Origin of the sequence: Croceicoccus gelatinilyticus (assembly GCF_018398395.1) — a bacterium.
Taxonomy (GTDB): Bacteria; Pseudomonadota; Alphaproteobacteria; order Sphingomonadales; family Sphingomonadaceae; genus Croceicoccus; species Croceicoccus gelatinilyticus.
Genome location: NZ_JAHCBF010000002.1, coordinates 266819 through 291838, shown reverse-complemented (window position 1 = coordinate 291838; position 25020 = coordinate 266819). Strand labels below are relative to the sequence as shown.

Annotated in this window: 21 protein-coding genes and 1 tRNA gene; 10 read left to right on the top strand and 12 right to left on the bottom strand. The window is 65.2% G+C overall.

The window, feature by feature from the left end; genetic code table 11:
• Positions 1 to 7 precede the first annotated feature (7 nt).
• The 9 genes from KIH45_RS05225 to KIH45_RS05185 all read left to right on the top strand — a co-directional run bounded on the left by KIH45_RS05225 (position 8) and on the right by KIH45_RS05185 (position 10522).
• Positions 8 to 1357, top strand: coding sequence for an MBL fold metallo-hydrolase (locus tag KIH45_RS05225; protein ID WP_213174953.1), 1350 nt, complete (start codon positions 8 to 10; stop codon positions 1355 to 1357).
• Positions 1358 to 1527: 170 nt separating this feature from the next.
• Positions 1528 to 3024, top strand: a complete 1497-nt coding sequence (gene ftsZ / locus KIH45_RS05220) for a cell division protein FtsZ (protein ID WP_213174952.1) — start codon at positions 1528 to 1530, stop codon at positions 3022 to 3024.
• A gap of 73 nt (positions 3025 to 3097) precedes the next feature.
• Positions 3098 to 3853 carry a tetratricopeptide repeat protein gene (locus KIH45_RS05215; RefSeq protein WP_213174951.1) on the top strand — a complete coding sequence of 252 codons (756 nt, stop codon included), beginning with the start codon at positions 3098 to 3100 and terminating at the stop codon, positions 3851 to 3853.
• A gap of 184 nt (positions 3854 to 4037) precedes the next feature.
• Positions 4038 to 4544 carry a type III secretion system chaperone family protein gene (locus KIH45_RS05210; protein WP_213174950.1) on the top strand — a complete coding sequence of 169 codons (507 nt, stop codon included), beginning with the start codon at positions 4038 to 4040 and terminating at the stop codon, positions 4542 to 4544.
• 2 nt (positions 4545 to 4546) lie between these two features.
• Positions 4547 to 5353, top strand: a complete 807-nt coding sequence (locus tag KIH45_RS05205; protein WP_213174949.1) for a pyrroline-5-carboxylate reductase family protein — start codon at positions 4547 to 4549, stop codon at positions 5351 to 5353.
• Between the two features lie 150 nt (positions 5354 to 5503).
• The gene (locus tag KIH45_RS05200) at positions 5504 to 6262 is read left to right on the top strand and encodes a Bax inhibitor-1/YccA family protein (protein WP_213174948.1); all 759 of its coding nucleotides are present in this window, start codon (positions 5504 to 5506) and stop codon (positions 6260 to 6262) included.
• A gap of 274 nt (positions 6263 to 6536) precedes the next feature.
• On the top strand, positions 6537 to 7331 hold the full coding sequence (locus KIH45_RS05195) for a hypothetical protein (RefSeq protein ID WP_213174947.1): 795 nt from the start codon (positions 6537 to 6539) through the stop codon (positions 7329 to 7331).
• A gap of 97 nt (positions 7332 to 7428) precedes the next feature.
• A tRNA-Ala gene (locus tag KIH45_RS05190) sits at positions 7429 to 7504 on the top strand.
• A gap of 150 nt (positions 7505 to 7654) precedes the next feature.
• Positions 7655 to 10522 carry a M16 family metallopeptidase gene (locus tag KIH45_RS05185; protein WP_213174946.1) on the top strand — a complete coding sequence of 956 codons (2868 nt, stop codon included), beginning with the start codon at positions 7655 to 7657 and terminating at the stop codon, positions 10520 to 10522.
• Between the two features lie 59 nt (positions 10523 to 10581).
• Here the strand turns inward: KIH45_RS05185 and KIH45_RS05180 are convergent, their stop codons facing one another.
• From KIH45_RS05180 to KIH45_RS05140, 9 genes are all read right to left on the bottom strand, one after another.
• The gene (locus KIH45_RS05180) at positions 10582 to 11589 is read right to left on the bottom strand and encodes a response regulator (protein ID WP_213174945.1); all 1008 of its coding nucleotides are present in this window, start codon (positions 11587 to 11589) and stop codon (positions 10582 to 10584) included.
• Positions 11586 to 13091 (bottom strand): hypothetical protein, encoded by a 1506-nt coding sequence (locus tag KIH45_RS05175; protein ID WP_213174944.1) that lies wholly within the window; start codon positions 13089 to 13091, stop codon positions 11586 to 11588. The genes KIH45_RS05180 and KIH45_RS05175 overlap by 4 nt, the downstream gene beginning before the upstream one ends.
• Complete coding sequence (locus tag KIH45_RS05170) at positions 13088 to 14986, bottom strand: glycosyltransferase family 2 protein (protein ID WP_213174943.1); 1899 nt, start codon at positions 14984 to 14986, stop codon at positions 13088 to 13090. The genes KIH45_RS05175 and KIH45_RS05170 overlap by 4 nt, the downstream gene beginning before the upstream one ends.
• The gene (locus tag KIH45_RS05165) at positions 14979 to 15788 is read right to left on the bottom strand and encodes a hypothetical protein (RefSeq protein WP_213174942.1); all 810 of its coding nucleotides are present in this window, start codon (positions 15786 to 15788) and stop codon (positions 14979 to 14981) included. The genes KIH45_RS05170 and KIH45_RS05165 overlap by 8 nt, the downstream gene beginning before the upstream one ends.
• Positions 15789 to 15817: 29 nt before the next feature.
• Positions 15818 to 16828 (bottom strand): hypothetical protein, encoded by a 1011-nt coding sequence (locus KIH45_RS05160; RefSeq protein WP_213174941.1) that lies wholly within the window; start codon positions 16826 to 16828, stop codon positions 15818 to 15820.
• Between the two features lie 155 nt (positions 16829 to 16983).
• Positions 16984 to 17745, bottom strand: coding sequence for a meso-2,3-butanediol dehydrogenase (gene budC, locus KIH45_RS05155; RefSeq protein ID WP_213174940.1), 762 nt, complete (start codon positions 17743 to 17745; stop codon positions 16984 to 16986).
• Positions 17746 to 17881: 136 nt separating this feature from the next.
• Entirely contained in the window at positions 17882 to 18355 is a 474-nt protein-coding gene (gene aroQ / locus KIH45_RS05150) for a type II 3-dehydroquinate dehydratase (RefSeq protein WP_225899682.1), read from the bottom strand.
• A 76-nt stretch (positions 18356 to 18431) separates the two neighbouring features.
• On the bottom strand, positions 18432 to 18836 hold the full coding sequence (locus KIH45_RS05145; RefSeq protein WP_213174939.1) for a response regulator: 405 nt from the start codon (positions 18834 to 18836) through the stop codon (positions 18432 to 18434).
• Positions 18837 to 18986: 150 nt separating this feature from the next.
• Positions 18987 to 21035, bottom strand: a complete 2049-nt coding sequence (locus KIH45_RS05140; RefSeq protein ID WP_213174938.1) for a protein-disulfide reductase DsbD family protein — start codon at positions 21033 to 21035, stop codon at positions 18987 to 18989.
• Positions 21036 to 21181: 146 nt separating this feature from the next.
• On the opposite strand from KIH45_RS05140, the gene KIH45_RS05135 reads away from it, so the two are divergent.
• Entirely contained in the window at positions 21182 to 22411 is a 1230-nt protein-coding gene (locus tag KIH45_RS05135; RefSeq protein ID WP_213174937.1) for a UbiH/UbiF/VisC/COQ6 family ubiquinone biosynthesis hydroxylase, read from the top strand.
• On the opposite strand, the gene KIH45_RS05130 is transcribed toward KIH45_RS05135, so the two are convergent.
• The 3 genes from KIH45_RS05130 to hemC are packed head-to-tail and all read right to left on the bottom strand — an operon-like array spanning position 22412 to position 24991.
• Entirely contained in the window at positions 22412 to 23332 is a 921-nt protein-coding gene (locus KIH45_RS05130; protein WP_213174936.1) for a hypothetical protein, read from the bottom strand.
• Positions 23333 to 23357: 25 nt separating this feature from the next.
• Positions 23358 to 24041: a uroporphyrinogen-III synthase gene (locus KIH45_RS05125; RefSeq protein ID WP_213174935.1), complete on the bottom strand. Its 684-nt coding sequence runs from the start codon at positions 24039 to 24041 to the stop codon at positions 23358 to 23360.
• The gene (gene hemC, locus KIH45_RS05120) at positions 24038 to 24991 is read right to left on the bottom strand and encodes a hydroxymethylbilane synthase (protein WP_213174934.1); all 954 of its coding nucleotides are present in this window, start codon (positions 24989 to 24991) and stop codon (positions 24038 to 24040) included. The genes KIH45_RS05125 and hemC overlap by 4 nt, the downstream gene beginning before the upstream one ends.
• Between the last annotated feature and the right edge of the window lie 29 nt (positions 24992 to 25020).

Genomic DNA, 25020 nt, shown 5'->3' with positions numbered 1-25020 from the left:
GGATCAATTGCTGCTCGAAAAGATCAAGACCCCCGGCCTATCGCACTTGTCCTACATCGTGGGTGCGGGCGGAAAGGCGGCGGTGATCGACCCGCGTCGCGACTGCGCAATTTATGTCGAAAAGGCCCGCGCAGAGGGTCTGGAGATCACCCACATCTTCGAAACGCACCGGAACGAGGATCTCGTCTCCGGCGCGCCGATCCTTGCAGAAATGACCGGCGCGAGAGTGCTGCACGGCCCCAATGCGGCAGGCGAAGTCGCCTATGCCGAGACCGCGCGCGAGGGCGATTGTTTTGAGATCGGCCAACTGCGGATCGAGGTTCTGGAAACGCCGGGCCACACGCTCGACCACCTTGCCTTCGTCCTGCACGACACCGCCTACCCGCAAGGGGCGGTCGGCGTGTTCACGGGCGATGCGCTGTTCGTGGGAGACGTAGGCCGGACCGATTTCTACCCCGATCGGGAGCGCGAGGTTTCCGGCATGCTTTACGACAGCCTGCAGAAGCTTCTGGCGCTGGGCGATCAGGCAATCATCTACCCCGCGCACGGGGCGGGTTCGGTCTGCGGTTCTGGTATGGCGGAGCGCGAGTTTTCGACCATCGGGCACGAGCGGGCGAATAACCCGCGCCTGCAACTGGACCGCGAGGCGTTCATCGAGGCCAAAGTTGCCGAGAACCATTACCAGCCGCCCTATTTCCGGCTGATGGAGCGGCTGAACCTCGAAGGCGGCGATCCAGCGCCGCGTGTCACTGCCCCGCCGGTACTGTCGCTGGACCGGTTCAAGGCGCTGGAGGTCGATCACGTCATCGACGTGCGCGAGCCGCTGGCTTGGGCGTCGGGGCATTTCCCCGGTGCGCTGTGCCTTCCGGTCGGCATGATCCCGGCCTTTGCGGGGTGGTTCGTGGGCGAGGGTGAGAGCATCGCGCTCGTCGGATCGGATCAAGGGCAGATCGCCACTGCCATGGAGCATCTGGTGCGTATCGCGCTCGACAACGTGGTCGGCGGCTATGTCGGCATCGTGCCGGCCGCCGCACAAGGGCGCGAAATGGAACGGGTTGCCACGGTGGTGACCGAAGAGGTCGAAGCCCGTTTGAACGAAGGCAATGCAGGGTGGAAACTGCTCGACGTGCGCGATGCGGACGAACGGGCCGAGACCGCGATCGAGGGGTCTGAACACATTTACGTCGGCGAACTGGGCGAAAAGTGGCGCGATCTCGACAAGGACACGCATTACACCGTCATGTGCGCCAGCGGGATGCGGGCCAGCGTCGCGGCAGGATTGCTGGCCTCCAAGGGCTTCGGAAAGCTGGATATCTACCTTGGTTCGATGGGCGCGTGGAAAGCCGCGCACGGCTGATTTTTCGCTTGGTCGGCAAAGCGGGCCGCTTCGTCGCGAATCGCCGGAATTCCTGCCCTCAGCGAGGTGTGGAAATCTATGAGAATCCTTTGCTCCGGTGATTCGTTCTGTGGCACAAAGGGGATCAATTTCGGGGGCACGCTGGACGCAGCGATTTTGCGGAGACGTTCATGAGCATCAATATCGGTCCACCAGCAGTTGAAGAACTGCGGCCGCGCATCACCGTGATCGGTGTCGGCGGGGCAGGTGGCAACGCCATCGCCAACATGATCCAGGCAGAGATCGAGGGTGTGGACTTCGTCGTCGCGAATACCGACGCGCAGGCCCTCAACAACTCGATTGCCGAAGATCGCATCCAGCTCGGGCCTGAAATCACGCAGGGTCTTGGCGCGGGTTCGCGGGCAGAGGTCGGCCGCGCGGCGGCAGAGGAAACCCTGCACGAAATCGACCGGATGCTCGACGGCGTCCACATGTGCTTCATCGCCGCCGGCATGGGCGGCGGTACGGGCACGGGTGCAGCCCCGGTCATCGCCAAGGCGGCGCGTGACAAGGGCGTGCTGACCGTCGGCGTCGTGACCAAGCCTTTCATGTTCGAAGGTTCGCGCCGCATGCGCAGCGCCGAATCCGGCATCGAAGAGCTGCAGAAGCACGTCGATACCCTGATCGTCATTCCGAACCAGAACCTGTTCCTGGTCGCCAGCCCCGACACAACCTTCAAGGAAGCTTTCGGGCTGGCCGACGAAGTGCTGCAGCAGGGCGTGCGTTCGATCACCGACCTCATGGTCATGCCGGGCCTCATCAACCTCGACTTTGCCGACGTGCGTTCGGTCATGGGCGAAATGGGCAAGGCAATGATGGGCACGGGCGAGGCCGAAGGCGATTCCCGCGCTCTCGAAGCGGCGGAAAAGGCGATCGCCAACCCGCTGCTCGACGGTGTTTCGATGGCCGGCGCCAAGGGCGTCATCGTCTCGATCATCGGCGGCGAGGACATGCGCCTCATGGAAGTCGACGAAGCGGCGAACCACATCCGCGAACTCGTCGATCCCGATGCGAACATCATCTGGGGTTCGGCCTTCAATCCCGACCTCGCGGGCAAGATCCGCGTCTCGGTCGTCGCCACCGGCATCGATCAGTCGACCGAACAGTTGCAGCAGCAGGGCGGCACGCAGCCGTTCTCGCTCGGTTCGGGCCGCGCCCCGATGCGCCCCGGTGCTGCGCCTGCTGCACCGGTCGCAGCCGCGCCGACGCCTGATCACGCGGTCACCGACCCCGTCGGCGGCATCGACGATCCGGCCGACGACAGCGAACACAAGATCGTTGGCGGCGGCTTCGGTTCGGCCAATGACGAACCGCTCGACCTGCCGCTGGAATTGAGCGACGAGGTCTCGGACAATTCGGACGAGCTGGTGCTCGGTGACGAGTTCGAACATCGCCCCGCCGCGCAGGAAGACAGTTCGGTCGTGGATGGCGGCTGGCAGCAGCCGGCGCCTGCCCCGCGTCCGGCAGCGCCCGCTCCGGCGGCTCCGGCCTCTTCGGGTGGCAGCACGCTTTTCGAACGCATGGCCAGCCTGTCGCGCCCGCGTGACGAGCAGCCTACTCGCGAGGATGACGATGACGACGGCGCGGAGCTCAACATCCCGCGTTTCCTGGGACGGCATAACCGTTAACCGGAACACGAAGTCGAAGAACCGCCGTCGCGCATTCGTCGCGGCGGCGGTTCTGCTTGCTGGCGGGGTGCAAATGCACTCTCCGCCCGCTGCCGCGCAGACGGTTCGCACGGCAATGGATCCGAACGAGCGCGCGCTCGAACGGGCGCGTGACCAGCTAAGCCGCGACCCATCGGACCTGCGCGCTTTGCGCGACGGGGTTCAGGCCGCGATGCGCATTGGCCGGATCGACCTTGCCGCCACATATGCCCAGCGCGCGGCGCAGCTTGCGCCGGGCGATGCGCATATCACGGCCGCCCGGGGCGCGATCGAAATCCATCGTGGCCGTCCGCGGCAAGGGCTGGCCCTGTTCGAGCAGGCGGACATGTCGGGTTTGCCCGAGAACGTCTTCGTGTCCGACCGTGCGCTCGGCTACGATCTGCTCGGCGACCAGCCTTCGGCGCAATACTATTACGCCATCGCCAACCGCCTGAATCCTGATGACGAGACGCTGCGCCGCTATGCGCTCAGCCTCTCGATTATCGGCGACTTTGACACGGGCGAGGCGATGCTGAAGCCCTTGCTCAACGTCGGCGACCGGCCGGCATGGCGCATTCATGCCTTCATGCTGGCCATCAACGGGCGCGGGGATGAAGCGGTGGAGGTGCTGAAGCGTATCCTGCCGTCCGACGTTGCCGCTGAACTCACGCCCTATTTTCTGCAGATGCCGAACCTGACCCGGGCGCAGCAGGCCGCCGCGGCCAATCTGGGCATCTTCCCGTCGCTTGCGCAGGCCAGCAATTCCGCGTCCGATGCGCAGCGCGCCGGACGACGCCGCGCCGGGAACTGATTTTCCGCGCGGGGCCGCGCAAATCAACGCTTCCACAGGCTGTCCCGTGCTTGTCCACAAGCTCTGCACAAATGTGTCGACTTATGCCCAGCATGCGGGGGCGGGGGTGATTGTGTCATCGGGGTGAAAAGATTCATCAGGGGCGAACAGGACGCACAACCCCAAACGCTGGACGGACACGCTTATGATAACAGACCGGCACACCGACACGGGCGAAGAGGATTCCGCGCCGGTCGACACGCTGGTCGCGCTGTTCGAGGCGCGGGGCTGGCCTTACGAACTGATCGGCGAGGACGAGCTTTCGGGCGAGGTCCAGGGCGCCTGGGCCAAATACCAGATGCGCGCGATCTGGCGGCGTGAGGACAATGTCCTGCAGCTGCTCTGTCTGCCCGAAGTGCGCGTCGGCGACGACAAGCGCACCGCGATGTTCGAACTCCTCAGCCTCGTGAACGAACAGATCTGGCTGGGCCATTTCGATCTCTGGTCGTCGGGTTCGGTTCTTCTGTACCGCCACGGCATGATGTTGGGCGACGATGGCTTGCTCTCCATCCTGCAGGCGCAGATGGCCGTCGAACATGCGGTGGAAGAGTGTGATCGTTTCTATCCGGCCTTCCAGTTCGTGCTGTGGGGTGGCCGTGAGCCTCAGGACGCGTTAGACGCCGCGCTCATCGACGCTGCCGGAGAAGCTTAGGAATGACACTGCCGAACAAGATGCTGCTGATCGGATGCGGCAACATGGGAGGCGCAATGCTGGATGGTTGGCTCGCCGGAGGGGCGGATCCCGCCATCTTCACCGTGCTCGACCGTTCGATCCCGTCCGCCCCCGAAGGCGTGCGCCTCGTTCGCACCCAGCCTGACGAGACTTTCGATGTCGTCATGCTCGGCATCAAGCCGCAGGGCCTTGCCGAATCCGCGCCCGCCATCGAACCCATCATCGGCCCCGATACGGTTCTGCTCTCGCTTCTGGCGGGGGTTCAGCTGGATACGCTGGCCGAACGTTTCCCGCGTGCGGGCGGCGTGGTGCGCGTGATGCCGAACCTGTCTGCCAAGCTGGGCAAGTCGCCCGTCGCGCTGGCCGGAAAAGGGCTCAGCGATGCGCAGAAGGCCACGGTCGATACGCTGGCCGACATGCTGGGTCAGGGCGAGTGGATTGGTGAGGATACCTACGACCTCACCACCGCGCTCGCCGGATCGGGTCCTGCCTTCGTTTATCGCTTCATCGACGCGCTGGGCAAGGCTGCGGCCTCGCTCGGCCTGCCCGAGGAACAGGCCAACCGGCTTGCCAAGGCGACCGTTGACGGCGCCACTGCGCTTGCCATGCGCAGCGAACATTCGCCGGGTGAACTGGCGCGCCGCGTTGCTTCCAAGGGCGGGGTGACGCAGGCCGGGCTCGACACGCTGGATGCGGACGACCGCCTGCTCAAGCTGATGACCGATACCTTGCGCGATGCGGCTGCCCGCAGCGCCGAGATGTCGCAGGAAGCCCGCGCCAAGGGCTGAACGCCCTGTTTACCGCGCATTGTAACATTTTGTTGCAGCCGGCCTGCCAGTGGACTGGCGGGCCGGTTTTGCTTGAATTGATGCGATTCAATCGCGATATTGTCCCGGACGGCCCCGCATTGTGAGGGCCAAGAGGAGTTAGACAAGACAATGGCAAACTGGAACGACCCCCAGCCCACTAGCCGGAGTGGCCAGACGGGCTTCGGCGCTGCTCCGGGCCTTAATCCGAGCGTGCCGAACACGCGGGCCGGCCTTGATGCGGGCCTGCGCAAGTACATGCTGTCGATCTACAACTACATGGCGTCGGGCGTGCTGCTTTCGGGCATCGTCGCGATCGCGATGGCAAATACCGCCATCGGTGTGTCGATCATCACCTCGCCGCTGATGTTCCTCGTGATCTTCGCCCCGCTCGCGATCGTGTTCGCGATGAGTTTCGGTGCAAACCGTTTCTCGCAGGGCACGCTGCAGATCCTGTTCTGGGCCTTCGCGGTCCTGATGGGCATGAGCCTGTCGACGATCTTCCTCGTCTATACGGGTGAATCCATCGCTGCGACCTTCTTTGCGACCGCGGGTGCCTTCGCCGGTCTCTCGCTGTTCGGCTACACCACGAAGAAGGACCTGTCCGGTTGGGGCAGCTTCCTGATCATGGGTGTGATCGGCCTGATCATCGCGTCGGTCATCAACATCTTCATCCAGTCGAGCGCGCTCTACTGGGCGATCAGCTTCCTCGGCGTCCTAATCTTCGCAGGCCTCACCGCCTACGATACGCAGCGTCTGAAGGCGCAGTACTATCACCTCGCCGGCACCGAGTTCATCGGCAAGGCCGTGATCCTGGGCGCGCTGTCGCTGTACCTCGACTTCATCAACATGTTCCAGTTCCTGCTCGCCTTCATGGGCCAGCGCGACTGACCTGACAGGGCCGGGCACTCGCCCGCCCGACCAGACACGAACACGAACGCCCGGTGCGGTATTCCCGCGCCGGGCGTTTCGCATTTCGGCTCGTCCGTGCCGCACGCTCGCCTCGTCGTATTCCTTGTGGACTGGTCCTATTGGCGGGATGCGCTGTGGTTAACGTACGGGCATGAAGGGGCTGCTTGCCGCGCCGCCTTAATCCTGCCGAAAGCCGGGTTCATGCAGGATGCGTGCAATCAATTTGGAACATCGGGAAAGAGGGTTCGGGTCGGTGACTTCGAAAGTCGTGAAAATCGTGCAGGCATGCGCCATCGTGGGCGTGGCAACTCTGGCGGGCTGTACGCCTCCGCCGCCGCCGGCTCCCCCGCCGCCGCCGCCGCCGGTGGTAGAGGCCTTCCCCGCGCGACCGATCGCACCCGGCTACGCGCAGGAGAATCTTGCCGTACCGACCGCCGACGCGATGGGCATTCGCCAGACGGTGAACACCGGGCTGACTTCGGCGCAGACGACGTGGAACCTGCGTTCGGCCTACAACGTTGCAGCGCTCAACTGCCAGGGCCCCGAACATGCCTTGATGGCCGAGCAATACGGCGCATTCCTCAAGACCCACACGCGTGAGCTTTCGGCGACGAACCGCGCGCTCGACAGCGAGTTCCGCCAGAAGTACGGGCCGGGCTACAAGGACGTGCGCGACAAGTACATGACGCAGGTCTACAACTATTTTGCGCTGCCCCCTGCGCTGGACCGCTTCTGCGCTGCCGCGCTTTCGGTCAGCAACCATCTGACCACGGTAGAGAAGGGCAACCTAGACGTGGCTGCCGCGACGCTCCTGCCGCAGCTTGAAAGCGTGTTCCTGCAGTTCTTCTCGGAATACGAGGCATATCGCGTTGCCGCGACCGCGTGGGATGCGCGCTATCTCGCGACTTATGGCGTTCCCTATCGCCGTCCGGGCGGCAACCCGCTCGCGCCCGAGGCGACCGACACGATGGGGCCGGATCAGACGCTGACCCTGCCGCCGCAGACTTCGGCATCCAGCGATACCGGAACTGTCGCTTCGGGCAGCTAGGCTACGTGGGGAAGGGGGGCGCAATTTCCCCCTTCCCAAGCCCGCGCTCTCGCTGCTAACCACCCGCTTCGCCCCGTGGCGGGCGAACGGATGGAACGGGGCCGTAGCTCAGTTGGGAGAGCGCGTCGTTCGCAATGACGAGGTCAGGGGTTCGATTCCCCTCGGCTCCACCATCCCCTCCTTCGAAAATCGGCGCAATTCGTTTCGGATGTAACCGCCGCGCACCTTTGCGCCTTCGCATAAGTCAGCGATATCAAGGTAGTGCCAAGCGGTAATCACCGTGCTAGTCCTGCGGCATTCCCCCAACGATCAGCGGACATCACATGCGTCGTTTCACCGTTCCGGTATCGCTTTCCCTCTCTCTCGCCCTTGCAGCCTGCGCCTACCAACCCGCCCCGGTTGAAGTTGCCGCACCTGCGCCCGAAGCGGGCGCAGCCCCGCTGTCGCAGCTCGTTTCCGAAGTCGACATTCCTTATGAAAGCTTCACGCTCGACAACGGTTTGACGGTTCTGGTCCACACCGATCGCAAGTCGCCGATCGTGGGTGTGACGACGTATTATCGCGTGGGGTCGAAGCACGAACCGCGCGGCCGGACCGGCTTTGCCCACTTGTTCGAACACCTGATGTTCGGCGGGTCCGAAAACGTCGAGAATTTCGACATCCCGCTTGAAGCGGCAGGCTCGACACCGACCAATGGTTCGACGTGGTATGACCGCACGAACTACGTCGAGACGGTGCCGACCGGCGCGCTCGACCTTGCGCTTTTCATGGAAAGCGACCGCATGGGCCACCTGCTCGGCGCGGTGACGCAGGACAAGCTCGATAAGCAGCGCGGCGTCGTCAAGAACGAGAAGCGTCAGGGCGACAACCAGCCCTACGGCCTTGCCGAGTACAAGATCTCCGACGCGCTCTATCCGATCGGCCACCCCTATCGCCACGCGACGATCGGCTCGATGGCCGATCTTGATGCGGCCAGCCTGACCGACGTGCGCAACTGGTTTACGGACAACTATGCGCCCAACAATGTCGTTCTGGCGCTGACCGGCGATATCGACGCGGCCACGGCGCGCCCGATGGTCGAAAAGTGGTTCGGCAACATTCCGCGCGGCCCCGAAGTCGTGCAGCCCGCCGCCCCGCTGGTGACGCTGGCCGCGCCGGTGCGCGAGGAAATGACCGATCAGGTGCCGGTAACGCGCATCTACAAGGTGTGGAGCGGTCCGGGCCTCAATCACGCGCAGGCTGCCGAACTTGACATGGGCATGTCGGTGCTGGGCGGGCTCAGCTCTTCGCGGCTCGACAATATCCTCGTGCGGGACGAACAGCTTGCCGTCAGCGTTTCGGCCTACATGCTGCCGTTCGAAAATTCCTCGTTCCTGCAGGCGACGATGGACGTGAAGCCGGGCGTGGACGTCGCCGCGGCGGAAAAGCGCCTCGACGAAGTGATCGCGCAGCTCATGGCCGAAGGTCCGACCAAGGACGAACTGACCCGCGCCGCGACACAGCAGGTCTCGTCGCAGATCGGTTCGCTCGAAGCGGTCGGCGGGTTTGGCGGCAAGGGTTCGACGCTGGCCGAAGGGCTGCTCTATTCGGGCGATCCGGCGACCTACAAGGAAGACCTTGCCGAAATCGCCGCGCTTACCCCCGCCGAAGTGCAGGCCGCGATGAGCACGTGGCTTTCGCGTCCCAGCTATACGCTGGTGGTAAAGCCGGGTGAGCGCACCGAGGACGGCGCGCTGATGGGCGGCTGGGGCGATGAAGGGACGGTTCCCCCGCCTGCGCCCGATGCCAAGGCGCCGGTCCCCGCGATCGACCAAGGTCCACCGCGCGAATATCCGCCGGTCGCGCCGGTCGGCGAACTTGTCTTCCCGACGGTCGAGACCACGACGCTGTCGAACGGCATCCCCGTCACGCTGGCGCGCCGCACCTCGATCCCGAAGGTCAGCATGGCGATCACGTTCGACGCGGGTAACGCCGCCGATGGCAGCGCAAATGCCGGCACGCAGTCGCTTATGATGAGCTTGCTGGACGAAGGGACCGAGACCCGCTCCACCCTCGACATTGCGACCGAGCAGGAGCGGCTGGGCGCTTCGATCAACGCGGGTACGACGACGGACACCAGCGCGGTCTATCTCACCGCGCTGACCGCAAACCTTGCCCCTTCGCTCGACCTGTTCTCCGACATCGTGCGCAACCCCGCCTTCGAAGAAGCCGAGGTCGCGCGTGTGAAGGACCAGCGCCTTGCCGCCATCGCGCAGCAGCAGGCCACGCCGGGCAGCATCGCATCCCGCGCGATCGGCCCGCTGATCTATGGCGAGGACCACCCCTACGGTTCGGTCGGTTCGGCCGGCCTCGTCTCCGCGATCGAGCCGCTGACACCGGCGGCGCTAGAAACCGTGCACGATACGTGGCTGCGCCCTGACAATGCCGCGATCACGGTCGTCGGCGATGTCACGATGGAACAGCTCAGGCCCGCGCTGGAGGCTGCGTTCGGGAACTGGGCCGCACCGGATAGCGCGGTCCCGGTCAAGACCCTCGACGCCGCAGTGCCCGAGGCGAAGAGCCGGATCGTCGTGATCGACCGTCCCAACTCGCCCCAGTCCTACCTGCTGCTTGCCCGCGTCCTACCGCTCGACGGCACGACGCAGGGAATGGAAGCGCTGGACATCGCGAACGAGGTTGTGGGTTCTGGCTTCCTCTCGCGTCTCAACAGCGACCTTCGCGAAGACAAGGGTTGGACTTACGGCGTGCGCAGCTCGGTCTCGTCAGGCGATGTCGGACCGCGCACGTTCTACATCTACACGCCCGTCCAGACGGACCGGACTGCCGATTCCATCGAACTGATCTTCGACCGGGTCGAGGAATTTGCAGATGGTTCGCGCGGAGTCGACGAGGTCGAACTGCAGCGCGTGACCGATGGCAACATTCGGGGCCTGCCCAACAGCTTCCAAACCAACGGCCAGGTGCTGGGCGCGCTGCTGGCGAACGGTCGTCTGGGCCGTCCGGCAGATTATCAGAAGCAGCTTCCCACGATCTACCGCGGCATCGATGCCGCCGCGATCGACGGGGCGGCGGCCGAGTACCTGTCGCCGGATAACCTGACGATCATCGTCGTCGGCGATCGTTCGAAGATCGACGATCAGCTGAAGGCGATCGACCTGCCGATCGAATACCGCGACGCCAGCGAGTTCTGACGCCGCGAACCGGAAATGAAAGGGCCGGGCTTCCACGTGGAGACCCGGCCTTTTTCGTATCAGGCGTTCTCTACGCTTCGCCGGCCGCGAAAGCTTTCATCCGCAAGGCTGGCGATCAGGGCAGACGGCAGTTCCGCCGCCTGCGCGGCAGGGCGCCAGCCATTGGCGGTGGAGACGCGGACACGGTCATGATGCAGGGCATTGCCATGGGGCATTGCCGGATATTCAACCGCGCGTTGCAGTCCGGCGCATAGCGCGGCGATCCGCGCGGTGTCCTTCGTGCCCGGCAGCAGAACGATGAAGCGCCCTTCGTCCCATGCGGCCAAAGTCGCGCCCAGCGGCGCGGGGACGGACTGCAACCGGCGCATGATGTCGGCGTGCAGGCGTTCGGCCCCGCGCATGCCGTGAAACGCGATATAGGCGTCCAGTTCGTCGATCTGCACCATGGCGGCGGCCAGTGGGACGCCGTTCGTGCGACATTCCCGCAAGGTCATTTCGGCCCACGCGCGTGAAGGCATTCCCGTCGCGCGGTCGATCAGGGTGCCGTCGATCACCGATTGCTGAAGTTCGCGGTTGCTTTCCACCAGTTGCCGTTCGCGGGCCTGCCGGCGTTCCTGTTCGCGCTTCAGGCGCAGGAGGGTGCGGACGCGGGCCTGTAGCTCGACCGGCTCTATCGGCTTGGTCACGAAGTCGCTGGCCCCTGCCATGAAGGCCTGTCCCAAGGCATCGAGATCGCGGCGGCCCGACAGCATCAGGATCGGCACGAAAGCCCCGCGCCGCGTGGTGCGGATCGCGGCGGTAGCCTCGATCCCGTCGACCTGCGGCATCATGATGTCCATGATCACGATGTCGTAGGCCAGCCGCTCTTCCTCTGCGCTGGCGCCGACCAGCGAAAGCGCAACATAGGCTTCCTCGGCACTTTCGACACAGCGGACGCGGAAATTGCCGCCTTCGCCCAGCATGCGGGCCGTGATCTCGGCGGAATCGGGATCGTCGTCGACGATCAGGACGCGCGGCCCCTCGTTGCTGCCGGGCTCGATAGCGGAAACGATGGAAAGCTGGTTCATGGCTGGTCCTCCCTGATCCATGCGCGCCAATGCGGCCCTTCGTGCAGGATGCGGTAACCGGGCAGGCCGCGTTCATGGAGATCGGGGAACGTGCGTCCCATGGCATCGGCCCCGCGCGGTGAGCGGGTATCCCGCACGACCTGGATATGTGCCCGCGCGTCTTGCCGCATTCCGGCAAGGCGGAAACGGATGGAACTTGCGGCGGAGATGCCTTCGGCGCTGCCGCGGTGGGCGATGGCGGACGGGGCTGCTGCCGCGTCGAACAGGATGTCGTCATGGCCCTGTAGAGCAAGACCCAGCGCGGCAAGTTCGGCATCGACGGCAACGGTCGGTCGGCCCGTCAGCACGGCGCGCAGATTCGCGCTTTCCACGTCGCGGGCCTGCCACACGATAACCGCGCCGCCGGCCCAGCCGAGCATAAGCATGCCGATGACCAGCATTTCCGAACGCACCCGATTGCGCGGCCAGCGCGTTGCGGCGGCCATTGCCAGCGGGACTGCCAGGGCGGCAAGCTGCACCGGTTCGGGCATTGTCTGGGTCAGCCAGCATAGCCCCGCGCAGGCCAGCGCGAAACCGCCGATTGCCAGCGAGGCGCGCCGCACGCCGACCTGTCTGCGCGTGCGAACGACGATGGCGGGCAGGATCGGTGCGCTTGCCACCATGCCGGCCAGCGCCAGCAGCAGCGCGGCAAGCGGCAGGGGCGGCGTGATCGGAATATCGGCAAAGTGGCCAAGGAAGGCGAAGGCATCGCCATTGAAGATCCAGTTCACGTAGGCAAACCCGCCCAGCACGAAAGTCGCCGGAAACAGCAGCGTCATCATCACGCCGGTAACCGATCGACGCATCTGCGCCTCTGGCACGCAAAGTGCGATGAACGGCACGGCGGCAACCACGAAGACCAGTCCCACCGGCTGCGACATCAGGATCAGCGGCAACGACAGCGCGACGAGTATCACGTCGGTAATCCGGTGATCGCGCCGCAGGTTGAACAGGCCGACAGCCAGCATCGACAATCCGGCATGAAGGCTTGCCCAACAGGGGCTTTCGGCAATACTGCGCACCAGTGCCGGATTCGATGCCAGCAGCACCGCTGCGCCGATCGAAACGCCCCACGACAGGCCCGCGGACTGGAACGTGCGCAGCCATCCTGCAACCATCAGGGCAAAGAACAGCGCGGTGACAAGCGGCAGGATGCGCATGCCGAAGGACGGCATGGCCAGTTCGCCGACGATCGTCGCGAAATAGGGGAGGGGCGGAGAGGCAGCGATGATCGAGGGCGCGGCAACCGCCCCGTCCGATGCCAGCAGCGCCTGCCCCCAAAGCTCCAGCGAAGCCTGCGAAACGTAGCCGGCGTCCTGCAGCCACAGCAACAGGCACAACAGCGCGGAAGTCAGTGCAAGGACGGGGAGCGTCAGAGACCTGCGGGCCTGCCACGGCACTGTCGACACCGGCATCGCCATGCGCGCACGGACCTGTTCCAGCGGCCATGTTTGCGCGTTCATGCCGCGTCCCCGTGGCCTTGCGCGCGGGCACGTTCGGCGGCGGTCATTTTCGACAACCCGTGCGTCGTCTTTTCCCAATAGAACGGCCGCGTAATCAGCTGGAACAGCCCTTTCCACGCCGCGATCGACATCAGCACCCAGTACGCGATCACCGTCGGTGCCCACGCCGTCAGTTCCAGCCAGTTGCGTCGGAACGGGGCCAGCATCATCAGGAAGATCAGCATCCCGTTGCCGACCAGCAGGTTGAACAGCGACAGGTAGAGCAGGACCGGCGGGAAGAAGATGTCGAACCCCGCCGCCTGCGTCATGGCCCAGACGATGAAGACCGCCCAGAAGATAGGGTTGATCAGCCCCGATGTCATCGTGCCGCCAATGAACATGACGAAGCCCAGCACGCCCAGCGGACCGACTTGCCGCGCAAAATCACCTGGACGGCGCAAGTGGACCAGCAGGGTCTGCATGTATCCCTTGATCCAGCGCGAACGCTGACGGATCCAGTTGCCGATGCTGACGTTCGCTTCCTCGAACGTGGTCGATTCCACCAGCTTGGTGCGATAGCCCTTCTGTGTCATGCGAATGCCGAGGTCCGCATCCTCGGTCACGTTGAACGGGTCCCATGCGTGCAGTTCGCGCAGGACTTCGGCGCGGAAATGGTTCGATGTTCCGCCCAGCGGGATAGGCACGCCCATTCGCTCCAGCCCGGGCAGCATGAGATCGAACCACAGCGAATAGTCGAGCGTGAAAAGCCGCGTCAGCCAGTTTTCGTCCCGGTTGTAGTAGTTGAGGCGACACTGCACGCAGGCCACGTTCTTCGGTGCACGCGCGAATGCGGCGACGACGCGCTTCAACTGGTCCGGTTCCGGCTTGTCCTCCGCATCGTAGATCACGCAGAATTCGCCGCGGGCGAGGCGGAAGGCGTAGTTGCAGGCCTTGGGCTTCGTCTGCGGGTGCGAGGGCGGGACGAGGACGATCTCGAAGATTTCTTCCAGCTTCAACGCGCGGGCGGCCTCGATCGTCGGGGTGTCGCCTTCTTCCAGCACGATCTTGATGTCGAGCTTGGCCGCCGGATAGTCGAGCCGCCGCAGCGCCCCGGCCAGGATCGGCAGAACGTCGGGTTCGCGGAACAGCGGCACGAGGATCGTGTAGACGGGCAAGTCCTCGTCCGAGAGCAGACCGATTGCCGCGTCGATCTCCCGCCGCTGTGCCACGAGGTCCACGCCGCCGGCCCAGATCGCCAGTCCCTTGAATGCGAAATTGCCGAGGTAGAACACGCTCATCAGCGCGTTCAGCACGATCAGCGTCACGATGGGCGCAAGCACCGCGCCGGTGGCGCAGGCGCTGGCCACTGCCCACAGCACGAGAAGCTGGACCGGGGTGAACACCGTCCGCGCGCTCATCACCGGATCGCGGTCATCAAGGTCGTAGACGGCGCGGCGGGTCCAGCTTTGCGAAAAGGCCTGCTGCACAGCCTGTCGCAAGGCGCGGCGCGAGGTGATGACGACGTCGACATCGCTGCCCCAACGGCGGCGGATGTGGAGCATGGCCTGCGGACCGGGGCGCGCGGTCGCGATGGTCAGCCGCTTGCCTTTGAACGTATCGCGCACGCGCCACGGCACGGCCAGTTCGCGCATGTATTCTTCTGCATCGCTTTCATTGAGCAGGGAAAGGTCGGGAGGGTTGTCGATCAGATCGACATGGTCAAGCCCGAAGCGGTCGGCGAGCGAGCGATAGAGCGTGCGGCTATCGACCGAACTGCGCGCGAGGAGCACGTCGGGCAGCGGCATCTGCCAGCTTCGCGACAGCGCCCACGCTTCGTCCAGTTCGGGCAGCGAAATGATGCCCTGATCGACAAGATGATCGCCGGTCCAGGCATCGGTGTTCGAAATGTCACCCATCGCCGTCACCCCCGCGATCGCGTGAAAGGTAAGTCTGGCGCAGCAGCCACGCGAATAGCGCGGAAACCAACAGCCATGCGCCCAGCACCAGCCAGATGCGGTGTTCGCGCATCCAGTCGGCAAGGTCGACGTCGCCTTCGGTTTCTATGTCGACCAGCTTCTCCCGCTCGGAATGCATGGCGAACAGGCGGCCCGATCCGTCGTAGAGCGCGATGTCTCCGTACCCGAGCCGTGCGGAGGAGGGCATTCCTGCCAGTCTTGCAAAGTCACGTCCGGGGCGGATCCAGAGGATCGGGCGACCCCCTTGCGAAAGCAGTTGCACGACAGAGGCATCGGCCAGCGTTTCCGCGGAGACCATCGGGGTTCCGTCGACGCCCTTGATCCGCGTTTTCGATGCGGGGTTCAGACGCGGAAGCGTGCCGGGCGGTGCGAAATCCGACAGCCAGACCATGGCGCCTTCCGGCATCGCACCACCGAACTGCACCGCAAGCGGCGTTGTCGCCGAAAGCATGCCGCCCAGAAGTCCGGCGACCGAGGCGACTTTTGCGGTGTCTGGCCGAGAGGGCAGCACCAGCGTGACCCCGCCCGCAAATGCGGCGGGCAAGTCGTGGAAATCGGCAACTTCGCTCGCCTTGGCCAGAACCGCGTGGCTTGATCCCAGCAGACGCGCTTCCTGCCGGATCGGCAATGTGTCGCAGTCCCCGCCGCGTTCCTGCCGCAGGACGCTGACGTCGATGCGATTGTCGGTCGTCGCCAGTCCGTCGGGGATGGCGACCGCCAGACGGCTGCGCTCTCCGGGCATCGCTGGCCGGCTTGCGAGCAGGAGACCGTTCAGCGCGACCGTGACGATGGCAGGGGCTTCTCCCCCATCGTCGGCGAGCGCGAGATCGGCAACGAGCCCGGAGAGCGCCCGACCCGAGGGGACGCGGGCAGCGGGGAGGGGGACGGTCCACCCCCTCGGTCGGATACCAGGCGCGGGGTAAGGTCCGCATCGAGACTGCCAAGGGCGATGGCAGCGCGATTGCCGGCGCCCGCTTTGCCAAGCGCGGCGGCGACCGTGGGCAGTGCGCCGCCCCGATAGTCGGCCACGTTTGCGAAGAGCCGCGGTGCGGCAAGTGGATCGCCGACAACGAATGCGGGCCGGGCGGCTTCGACTACCTTCAGCGGCTCAACCGCATTGCCATCGAAGATCACCCGCGTTTCGCGCCAGGCACCGACTGCGGCAGCGGTGCCGAAGCGTGCCGGCCGCGTAGCGGACAAGAGGATGGCACCCGCGACTTGCGCTTCGCTAGCCTGCTTGGGCAGTTCGATGACAAGTGGCCCCGGCGCATGACCCAAGGCGCGGGCTGGGCTGGCAATTGCGGACGGGTGATAGACGATCTGTGCTTCGGCTCTCCCTCCGAAATGGAGCCAGTCACCCCCGATGCGGCTGTCCACGCACTGTGCGTCGATACGCGATCCTGAATATTCGAGATCGGCGACAAGATAGTGGTCGCGCAACAGAGAACGCGGCACCGGCACCCGCCAGACACCCGTTTCCCTGTCGGCAAACCGCCGCGTCGCAATCGCGCGGCCTGAAACGCGCAGCGTTACCTGCCGGTCGGCGGGAAGCGCGGTGTTTGTCTCGAACGGAAGGGTGAGGACCACGCTTTCGACATCGGCGGGATCGCCGATCGGGAAGTGCAGTGCGCGCTTTCCGTCCCGGCCGGAAAATTCCACGCCGTCGCCAAAGCCGATTTCTTCAAGCGGAATCGCACGCGTGATTGTCTGACCCAGCGCGGGTGGAGATCCGGCCAGTGCCAGAGCGATGATGATGATTGCCAAGCCGCGCGGTGCGCCCATTCCTGTCGGTCCCCTGCCTCGTCGAAAGTCATTCTAGGAGCAGGTGGGCGCAGCCGGTTAGTCGAGGTGGGACCGGATCGGACCTATCCCTGTGCGGTGCATACGAAAACGCCCGCGAAATCCTCGCGGGCGCTGTCTTCAAGTGGTGGTTTGGATCAACCGATGGGCGGCTGGCCGTTCGAGGCGGTCACGCCGCCGTCGACGGGCAGGACCGCGCCTGTCACCATCCGTGCATCGTCGCTGGCCAGGAAAGTGATGACTGCCGCGATATCCTCGGGCTGTTCGGGCGGGTCGAGCGGCATGCGCTCTTCAAACTTTGCCAGCTTGTCCTTGTTTTCCATGATGCCCTCGGCAAGGCTCGTGTCGGTCAGCGAGGGGGCGACCGCGTTGACGCGAATGCCCTTCTTGCCAAGGTCGAGCGCAAGGGCGCGGGTCATGTTCGAAACGCCGCCCTTGGAGGTGTTGTAGGCAACCATTCCCCAGTCGCCGCCGATGCCGGACACCGAACTGGTGTTGACGATGCTGCCCTTGGTCTTTTCCAGATGCGGGATTGCCGCGCGCGAGCAGAAGAACATCCCGTCGACATTGGTGTCGAGCACCTTGTGCCAGTCTTCGTCGGAGTGTTCCTGCGGTTCGCCCATCACCGCGACCCCGGCATTGTTGCACAGAACGTCGATGCGGCCGGTCTTTTCCGCGATCATGTCGACTGCGGCCTTCACGTTTTCCGAATTCCGTACATCGACGCGAACGGGGATCGCCTTGCCTTCGGGGAAGTCCTTGGCGGCCTTTTCAACCTTGTCGCTGTAGCCGAACATGGCGACCGTCGCGCCTTCGTCGATAAAGCGCTTGGCCGTGGCCTTGCCGATGCCTGAACCGGCGCCCGTGACGATGACGGTCTTGTCCTGAAAACGTTGCATGATAAATCCTGTTTTTCGAGTGTCTTGAGGCGCGTCGGTTGCGCTGCCCCTTTGACCGATCGACGGTTCTGCAATCGTTTGGTTCCGCCTGCTGCGATGGTGCGAAAACCACGCGCGACAGAAGGTTCGCGGCGGTTCAGATCTTCGCGGCGACAGCCTCTATCGCAAAGCCGTAGCCCGCGATGCCTGCCCCGCAGATCACGGTGTCGGCAATGGCGGAGATATAGCTGTGATGGCGAAATTCCTCGCGCGCGTGGACGTTCGAGATGTGGATCTCCGCAATCGGGCCTTCGAAAGCCGAAAGCGCATCGCGCAGCGCGACCGAGGTATGGGTGAAGGCCGCGGGATTGATGACGATGGCCGCCGCCTCGTTTCGCGCTTCGTGGATCCAGTCGATCAGCTCATGCTCTGCGTTCGATTGCAGGAAGCGCATTTCGTGGCCCAGGGCCTCGCACCTTGCGGCGCAGAGCGTCTTCACGTCGTCGAGCGTGGCGTGGCCGTAGATCTCCGGCTCGCGCTTGCCGAGCAGGTTGAGGTTCGGTCCGTTCAAAATCGTGATCAAGGCCATCGCGCGCCCGTGTTCCCCTGCGCGCACGAAGCGGTGCGCCATTGCCCCAAGGGATTAGGGGCAGCACAGGCTCATGGCAATGGTCGGGAAATGGGGCGGGGGACAGCAGTCCCACCGATCAGGCGTGCGCCTGGAGAACCTGCCGGATCGCGTCTTCAAGCTGGCCATTGGGGCAGGGCTTGGTGCAGACGATGGCTTCGGGATAATCGCGGCGCAGTTCCTGCGGATCGGCGTGGCCCGAGTGGAATACGATCGGAACGCCCAGATCGCGAAGTTTGTCGGCGACGGGATAGACGTCACCATCGGTAAGCTGCACGTCGAGGATAGCGACATTCGGCTTGTCGCCATTGAGAGCGGCGAGTGCCTTGGCATTGCTGGGATAGGGACCGTCAACGGTGAAACCGCTGCAGGCGAGCTGGTCTGCCATGTCGAAAGCGATGATCATCTCATCCTCGACAAGCAGCACGATGGGAGTAGCTCCCGCCGCCTCAAAGTCCGTTTTCTCGTAGCCCCAGTCTGCCATGCGTCTTTGCATCCCTGTGACCCAGTCAGTCCGATCCTAGAGCCACTTGGTTAATATCTACATACGACCGACATCGATCGCCCATTCACTATCGAAAACCGCGAGGGCGTGATCGGGTTCCCATCATTATGACAAATGATAGTCTCGCACCTAGTCGCCAGTCGCCAGCGCGGTGAGAGTGTCGACGGTCAGGATCTGGGGCAGGACTTCGCCGTCCTTACCTGGTGCGTACCAGACATAGAGCGGCACGCCGGCCGCGCCCTGGCTTTCCAGATAGCGCGTGATCGTCGCATCGCGCCGCGTCCAGTCGCCGCGGATGACGACGACACCGGCCTTTTCGAAGGCCAGTTTGGTGTCCTCGCGGTTGATCGCGGTCGCCTCGTTCACCTTGCAGGTTACGCACCAGTCGGCGGTGAAATAGGCGAAGACCGGCTTGCCGCTGGCGCGCGCCTCGGCCAGCGCGGCTTCGCTATAGTTGGTCGCGCCAAGCTCATCCTCGACCACCGGCGCGTCGGTTTTCATCGACGCGGCAATGGCGGTGGCGACCAGTGCCAGCGCGAATGCGGCAAGGACTGCACCCTTGGCATAGAGACCCAGCTTCTGCCTGCGCCCTGTTTCGAAGAGCAGCATCAGGACCAGCGCGGTCGCAACAAGGCCGAGCGCGAGCAGCGTGACCCCGCCGATGCGCCACGTCAGCCAGACGAGCGCCAGCGCGGTCAGCCCCATCGGCACGGCCATCACGCGGCGGAAGGTGTTCATCCATGCACCGGGCTTGGGCAGCAGGCGCCGGATGGGCGGCACGAAGCCGATCAGCAGGAACGGGAAGGCAAGGCCAAGGCCGAGCGCTGCGAACAACAGCATGGCATCGGTCACGGGCAGCAGCAGCGCTGCACCCATTGCGGCGGCCATGAACGGGCCGGTGCACGGGGTTGCGACGAAGGCGGCCAGAAGCCCCGTCAGGAAAGCGCCGCTGCCGTGGCTGGAGCGGCCGACGGGCAGCATCATTTCGAACAGGCCAGCAAGGTTGGCAGTGATCGCGCTGGCAAGGATGAGCAGCAGGACAATTGTCGCGGGTTCCTGCAACTGGAAGGCCCAGCCCACTTCCTCGCCCGCTGCGCGCAGGCCCAGTAGAACCGCGCCCAGCAGCAGGACCGCGACCATGACGCCTGCGGTATAGGCCAGCGCGTCTTTGTGCGCGCCTTGTTCGTTCGCCTTGGCCAGCGAGATCGCCTTGAGGCTTAGGATCGGGAAGACGCAGGGCATGACGTTGAGGATCACGCCGCCCGCAAATGCCAGCAGCAGTAACCAAGCGAGCCCCGGCAGCGCGCCGCTCGATGCGGTAAGGCCCGCGATCGGCTCGCCCGCAGCAGGCACGTCGCCAGATTCCAGCGTGACCGCAAGGCCGGTGCCGTCGCCAAGGCGCAGGACGGCCTCGTAAGGCTCGCCCGCGGCTGCGTCGTCGTCGGCGACAGTTTCGACAATCAGCCAGTTGCCGTTACGCGAAAAGCTTTGCGGCGCGACAAATTCGGCGAAGCCGTCGGCAGCGGGAAACAGGTGCGGCGAAGTGACGTCCGCGCCCGGCGCCACCGGAACCGCGATGCGCAGCGTTTCACCATCGACGGCATAGCGGCCTTTCTCGGCCAAGGGCGCGGGAAGATGCGCGCGCCATTCGTCGAACTGGGCATCGTGCGGCGGCTCGCTGTCTGCCTCGGCTATCGCCACTTGCGCTGTGAAAGTGCCTCTTTCGGGAACGCAGATCTCGTCCGTGCAAGCCAGCCAGTTGGCTTCCAGCCCGATCTCAACCGTCTCGCCCGCCTTCGCATCGGCTGCCACCGTCAGCGGCACGAGGATGGCATAAGGCCCTTCATAGACGTGGTTCATCAACGTGCCGATGACGAGCGGTTCGGGGACGGGATACTCCGGTTCGCCCGCCGACCAGCCGTCAGGCAGCGTCCATGTCGTGTCCATACCGAAACCGGCATCGCCCGGATTGAGCCAGTATCCGTGCCACGTGGGCTTCGGTTCCTGCGCGATGGCGAGCGTTACCGTCTTGCCCGGCGCGACCGGACCCTCGACGACAAGCCGAGTCTCGATATTGTTGGCCAGCGCCGGAAGTGCAGCGATTGCCGCAAGGATCGCCAGCAGAAAGGCGGCGATAGTGCGGCTGTGCGGAAATGCGGGATTGAAGGCGCGGGGCATCGTGTCCGGTTCGCTTGCGGGCAGGCGGGGCTTGCATGGCAGGCGCCGCACCGCCATCTGGTGCGTGAAGCGTTTAAGGGCGGCAGTCCATGCTGTCCAGAAGAGCGCGATCAGGGCCTTAACGGCAAACAGGCGGAGATTATCGGGTGAGCGGCGAGATCGAGTTTGAACGGCGCGACGTGGTGATCCTTGGCGGCGGGCTCGTGGGGATGAGCCTCGCGCTCGCGCTGGCGGAACTGGGCATTACCAGCCACGTCCTCGACGCCGCCGATCCCGAGGCGCAGATGGCCGCGGGTTTCGACGGTCGCGCCTCTGCCATTTCTACCGCGAGCTGGAACTTGTTCACCAACATCGGCATCGCCGACCGGCTGGAGAAATACGGCTGCCCGATCGACGCGATCGCGGTGTCGGACCAGTTGAAGCCGGGCGAACTGCACTTCCGCCCCGAACCGGGCGAAGGCTCGCTGGGCCGCATGTTCGCCAATCGCCAGCTTCGCATCGCGCTGTTCGAAGCCGCGAAGGAACGGCCTGAAATCGCTTTCCACCCCAAGAGCCGCATCGTCGCGCGCGAACGCGACGAATTCGGCGTGGCCGCCATCCGCGAGGACGGTGCCCGCTTCGAAGGCAGCCTGCTGGTCGCCGCCGAAGGCCGCCGTTCGCCGACGCGCGAAGAGGCAGGGCTGACGGTCGCCAAGTGGGACTATCGCCACCGCGCGCTGATCTGCGGGCTGACCCATGAAAAGCCGCACGGTAATGTCGCATGGGAAATCTTCTATCCGGCAGGGCCTTTCGCCCTTCTGCCGATGCTCGACGACGATCAGGGCCGCCACCGCACCGCACTGGTCTGGACCGTCGCCGAAAAGGACGCCGATGCCTGGCTGAAGCTGGGCGAACGGGCTTTCGTGGCCGAAGCGCAGAAGCGCATGGGCGGCGTGCTGGGCGAAATCGCGCTCGACGGTCAGCGCACGTCCTTCCCGCTGGGCTTCCATCACGCGCCGACGATCATCGCGGACCGGCTGGCGCTCGTCGGCGATGCGGCGCACGGCATTCACCCGATCGCGGGGCAGGGGCTGAACCTTGGCCTGCGCGATGCCGCGGCGCTGGCCGAAGTGCTGGGCGATGGCATGCGGCTGGGGCTGGAGCCGGGCGATGCGCAGCTGTTGAAGCGGTATCAGGACTGGCGCGCGCTCGACGATTTCAGCGTGGCGCTGGCGACCGACGGGCTGACGTGGATCTTCGGCGTTCCGGGCAAGACCGCCAGCATGGTGCGCCGCGCAGGGATGAGCGCGATCGAGAAGTTCGCGCCGCTGAAGACGTTCTTCATGGACGAAGCGCGCGGCGTATCCGGCGCGCTTCCCGCCCTGCTTCAGGACTGATTATTCGGCAGCAGCCGTCTGTTCGGGCGAAGGCGTCGGCGAGGGTGCAGCAGGGCTGCCCTGGCGCACTGGCTGTCCTTCGCCGTCGATAAGCTGGCGCGGTTCAAGAAGGGCCGCGGTTTCGATCAGGTCAAGCGCATCGTGCATCGCTGTATAGCGGCGGGCCTCGGCCAGCCATGGTTCCACGCGTTCGCGATTGGGCAGGCGTTCGACCAGCGCGGCGGCGGCTTCGACGCGGCCATCGTCGAGCAGGGTGCGGGCACGGTCGACGCGCAGTTCCGGCTGCGGCGAAGGCGCGCTCGACTTGCGCAGCACGAAGAGGCGCGAGGCTTCGGCCTTCACGCGTTCCCAGCCGGTGGCATTGTCCGGCTCGTTCACCGCTTCGTTGGCGATTTCCTCAAGCTCCAGCCGCAGGGCGTCGAGCGTGACCGGATTGCGCGAACCGTTGATGATCGTGCGAACCGCGTTCGGCTGGGCATTGCCGAAGCGCAGCTGCAGCTGGTTTTCGAGATAGCCGAGAGGCGCGCCGCGTTCGATCAGGCGGCGGGCGGCGAAAGCGACGAGCAGCCCTTCGGCGCGGGCGGCGTGGCCCGATGCGGCCTCTGCCTGCAGGTCCAGCCGGTTCAACCGGCGTTCGAGATCTTCGAGGCGCATGCCCATCGTTGTCTCGTTCGCGGTCGTCGGGATGGTGGTGGGCACCGCGGCGGCCATTTCGGCATCGCCGGGAAGCGCGGCGGCTGTCTGCACGCTTTCGGCGGGTGCCTCTTCAGAAGACGTGAAGCCGTAACTCCACGCCAAATAGAAGGCGAGCGCGCAGCCGACGCTGAACGCGACGAGGACGGCAGTCGCCATCGAGCGCATGCGTTTGGTGCTGCCGGTACGATCCGAATCCGAGGTCGCGTTGGGGGTTGTCGCTTCCATTACATCTCTGGTTAGTTTTTCAGCTTCAGGCTTGGCACATTTGCTTGGCCAAGGCCAGCAGTGCCCCATCGTCGGTGAACGGCGCGGTGGATAGACACATCCACCCTGAACCCGCGCTGTCCGCGATGCGCGGCGCAAGACAGGCGAGCGCGATAGTGCTGCGCGCGATGCCCAGCCGGTCGACTTCGGCCGCGAAATGGGCCGCAGCCTCACCCGAATGAAGCAGGACGACGCAAGGTTCGCGCAGCTTGTCCGCCAGTTCGGGCGGGATGGGGTAGGCCGCGACGCGATATGCGGTGCGGGTGTCGGCGATCATCCCGTCGGGCAGGTCAAGCGGGACATGCGCCTCCCCGCTCACGCGCAGCAGGCGGCGGTGCCCTGCCGCCTCGGCCATTGGGACCACCGACTGCAAGCCGCCCGTGCCGGTGCCCGCGACCGTGAAACCCGCCTTGCGCGCGGCATTGGCAGTAGCTTCGCCGACGCACCATGCGGGGAGCGCGGTCAGTTTGCCGATGCAATCGCCGCCGTGGCGCAGGACATTGGCGCTGCCGATCAGGATCGCGTCGAACATGCCTGCATCGGGGCAGTCCCATGCCACGGGCTCGACCGCGAAAAGCGGGTGGCTTGCAACCTCGAGGCCCATTTCCCTCGCCAGCGCCACCGTCCGGGCATCGCCGGGTGCGGGGCGGATGGTGAGGACAGGCTTCAAGCCGGCGGACCTGCGAAGTGGACGGCAACAGCCTCGGGCGCATCGGCGAGGAGGCGGCGGGCAAGCACGCTCGCGCCGTCGGAGTCGGCGGCAAAAGTGGCTTGGCCTTCCACCTTCACCAGTCCGTCGGGGCTGTAGAGGCGCGCGGTCATCGTCAATTCGCTCTCGCCGCGCGTCCACACCGCGATGGGGCTGTGGCAATTGCCGCCGAGCGCCAGCAGAAGTTCGCGCTCAGCCATGATCTGCGCGCGGGTCGGCGCGTGGTCGATGGCCGACAGCGCCTGCTTTACGAAAGCGTCGTCGGCGCGGCATTCGATGCCGATCGCGCCCTGTGCAGGGGCGGGCAGCCATTCGGAAGCTTCGAGCGCGTGACCAACACCCGTTTCGCCGAGCCGCTCCAGTCCTGCTGCGGCCAGCAAAGTCACGTCGGCCTCGCCCGCCTGCAGCTTGGCCAGCCGCGTCGCGACGTTGCCGCGAAAGCCGACGACGGTGAGATCGGGGCGCAGGCTGAGCATCTGCGCGGCACGGCGCGGGGCGCTGGTGCCGACACGCGCGCCTGGCGGAATTGCGGCGACCGAGCTTGCGCCCACCAGCACGTCGCGCACATCGGCGCGCGGCAGCAGCGCGGCAATCGCGATCTGTTCGGGGCGGATCGTCTCCACGTCCTTCATCGAGTGGACCGAGAAGTCGATCTTCCCCTCGATCAGCCAGCCGTCGAGCTCTTTGGTCCAGAGCGCCTTGCCGCCGATCTCGGCAAGCGGGCGGTCCTGCACCTTGTCGCCGCTGGCGAGCACGGGGACGATCTCGACCGCGTCCTCGTTCCACCCGTGCGCCTTGCACAGGCGGTCGCGAGCCTCGTGGGCCTGCGCCATGGCGAGCGGCGAACGGCGCGTGCCGAGGCGAAGCGGGCGTTCGGGGGCGGGCAGCGGGTTTTGTATGACGTCGGGCATCGCGGGTTGTGCTAGCGGCGCAAAGCGTT

Bases quoted from the DNA above. Each gene is read 5' to 3' on its own strand.
- KIH45_RS05215 (WP_213174951.1), top strand. From the start codon at position 3,098: ATGCACTCTCCGCCCGCTGCCGCGCAGACGGTTCGCACGGCAATGGAT.
- KIH45_RS05175 (WP_213174944.1), bottom strand. From the start codon at position 13,091: ATGAACGCGCAAACATGGCCGCTGGAACAGGTCCGTGCGCGCATGGCG.
- KIH45_RS05145 (WP_213174939.1), bottom strand. From the start codon at position 18,836: ATGGCAGACTGGGGCTACGAGAAAACGGACTTTGAGGCGGCGGGAGCT.
- aroQ (WP_225899682.1), bottom strand. From the start codon at position 18,355: ATGGCGCACCGCTTCGTGCGCGCAGGGGAACACGGGCGCGCGATGGCC.
- KIH45_RS05180 (WP_213174945.1), bottom strand. From the start codon at position 11,589: ATGAACCAGCTTTCCATCGTTTCCGCTATCGAGCCCGGCAGCAACGAG.
- KIH45_RS05170 (WP_213174943.1), bottom strand. From the start codon at position 14,986: ATGGGTGACATTTCGAACACCGATGCCTGGACCGGCGATCATCTTGTC.
- KIH45_RS05130 (WP_213174936.1), bottom strand. From the start codon at position 23,332: ATGGAAGCGACAACCCCCAACGCGACCTCGGATTCGGATCGTACCGGC.
- KIH45_RS05210 (WP_213174950.1), top strand. From the start codon at position 4,038: ATGATAACAGACCGGCACACCGACACGGGCGAAGAGGATTCCGCGCCG.
- KIH45_RS05160 (WP_213174941.1), bottom strand. From the start codon at position 16,828: ATGGGCGCACCGCGCGGCTTGGCAATCATCATCATCGCTCTGGCACTG.
- budC (WP_213174940.1), bottom strand. From the start codon at position 17,745: ATGCAACGTTTTCAGGACAAGACCGTCATCGTCACGGGCGCCGGTTCA.
- ftsZ (WP_213174952.1), top strand. From the start codon at position 1,528: ATGAGCATCAATATCGGTCCACCAGCAGTTGAAGAACTGCGGCCGCGC.
- KIH45_RS05200 (WP_213174948.1), top strand. From the start codon at position 5,504: ATGGCAAACTGGAACGACCCCCAGCCCACTAGCCGGAGTGGCCAGACG.
- KIH45_RS05140 (WP_213174938.1), bottom strand. From the start codon at position 21,035: ATGCCCCGCGCCTTCAATCCCGCATTTCCGCACAGCCGCACTATCGCC.
- KIH45_RS05205 (WP_213174949.1), top strand. From the start codon at position 4,547: ATGACACTGCCGAACAAGATGCTGCTGATCGGATGCGGCAACATGGGA.
- KIH45_RS05165 (WP_213174942.1), bottom strand. From the start codon at position 15,788: ATGCCCGGAGAGCGCAGCCGTCTGGCGGTCGCCATCCCCGACGGACTG.
- hemC (WP_213174934.1), bottom strand. From the start codon at position 24,991: ATGCCCGACGTCATACAAAACCCGCTGCCCGCCCCCGAACGCCCGCTT.
- KIH45_RS05185 (WP_213174946.1), top strand. From the start codon at position 7,655: ATGCGTCGTTTCACCGTTCCGGTATCGCTTTCCCTCTCTCTCGCCCTT.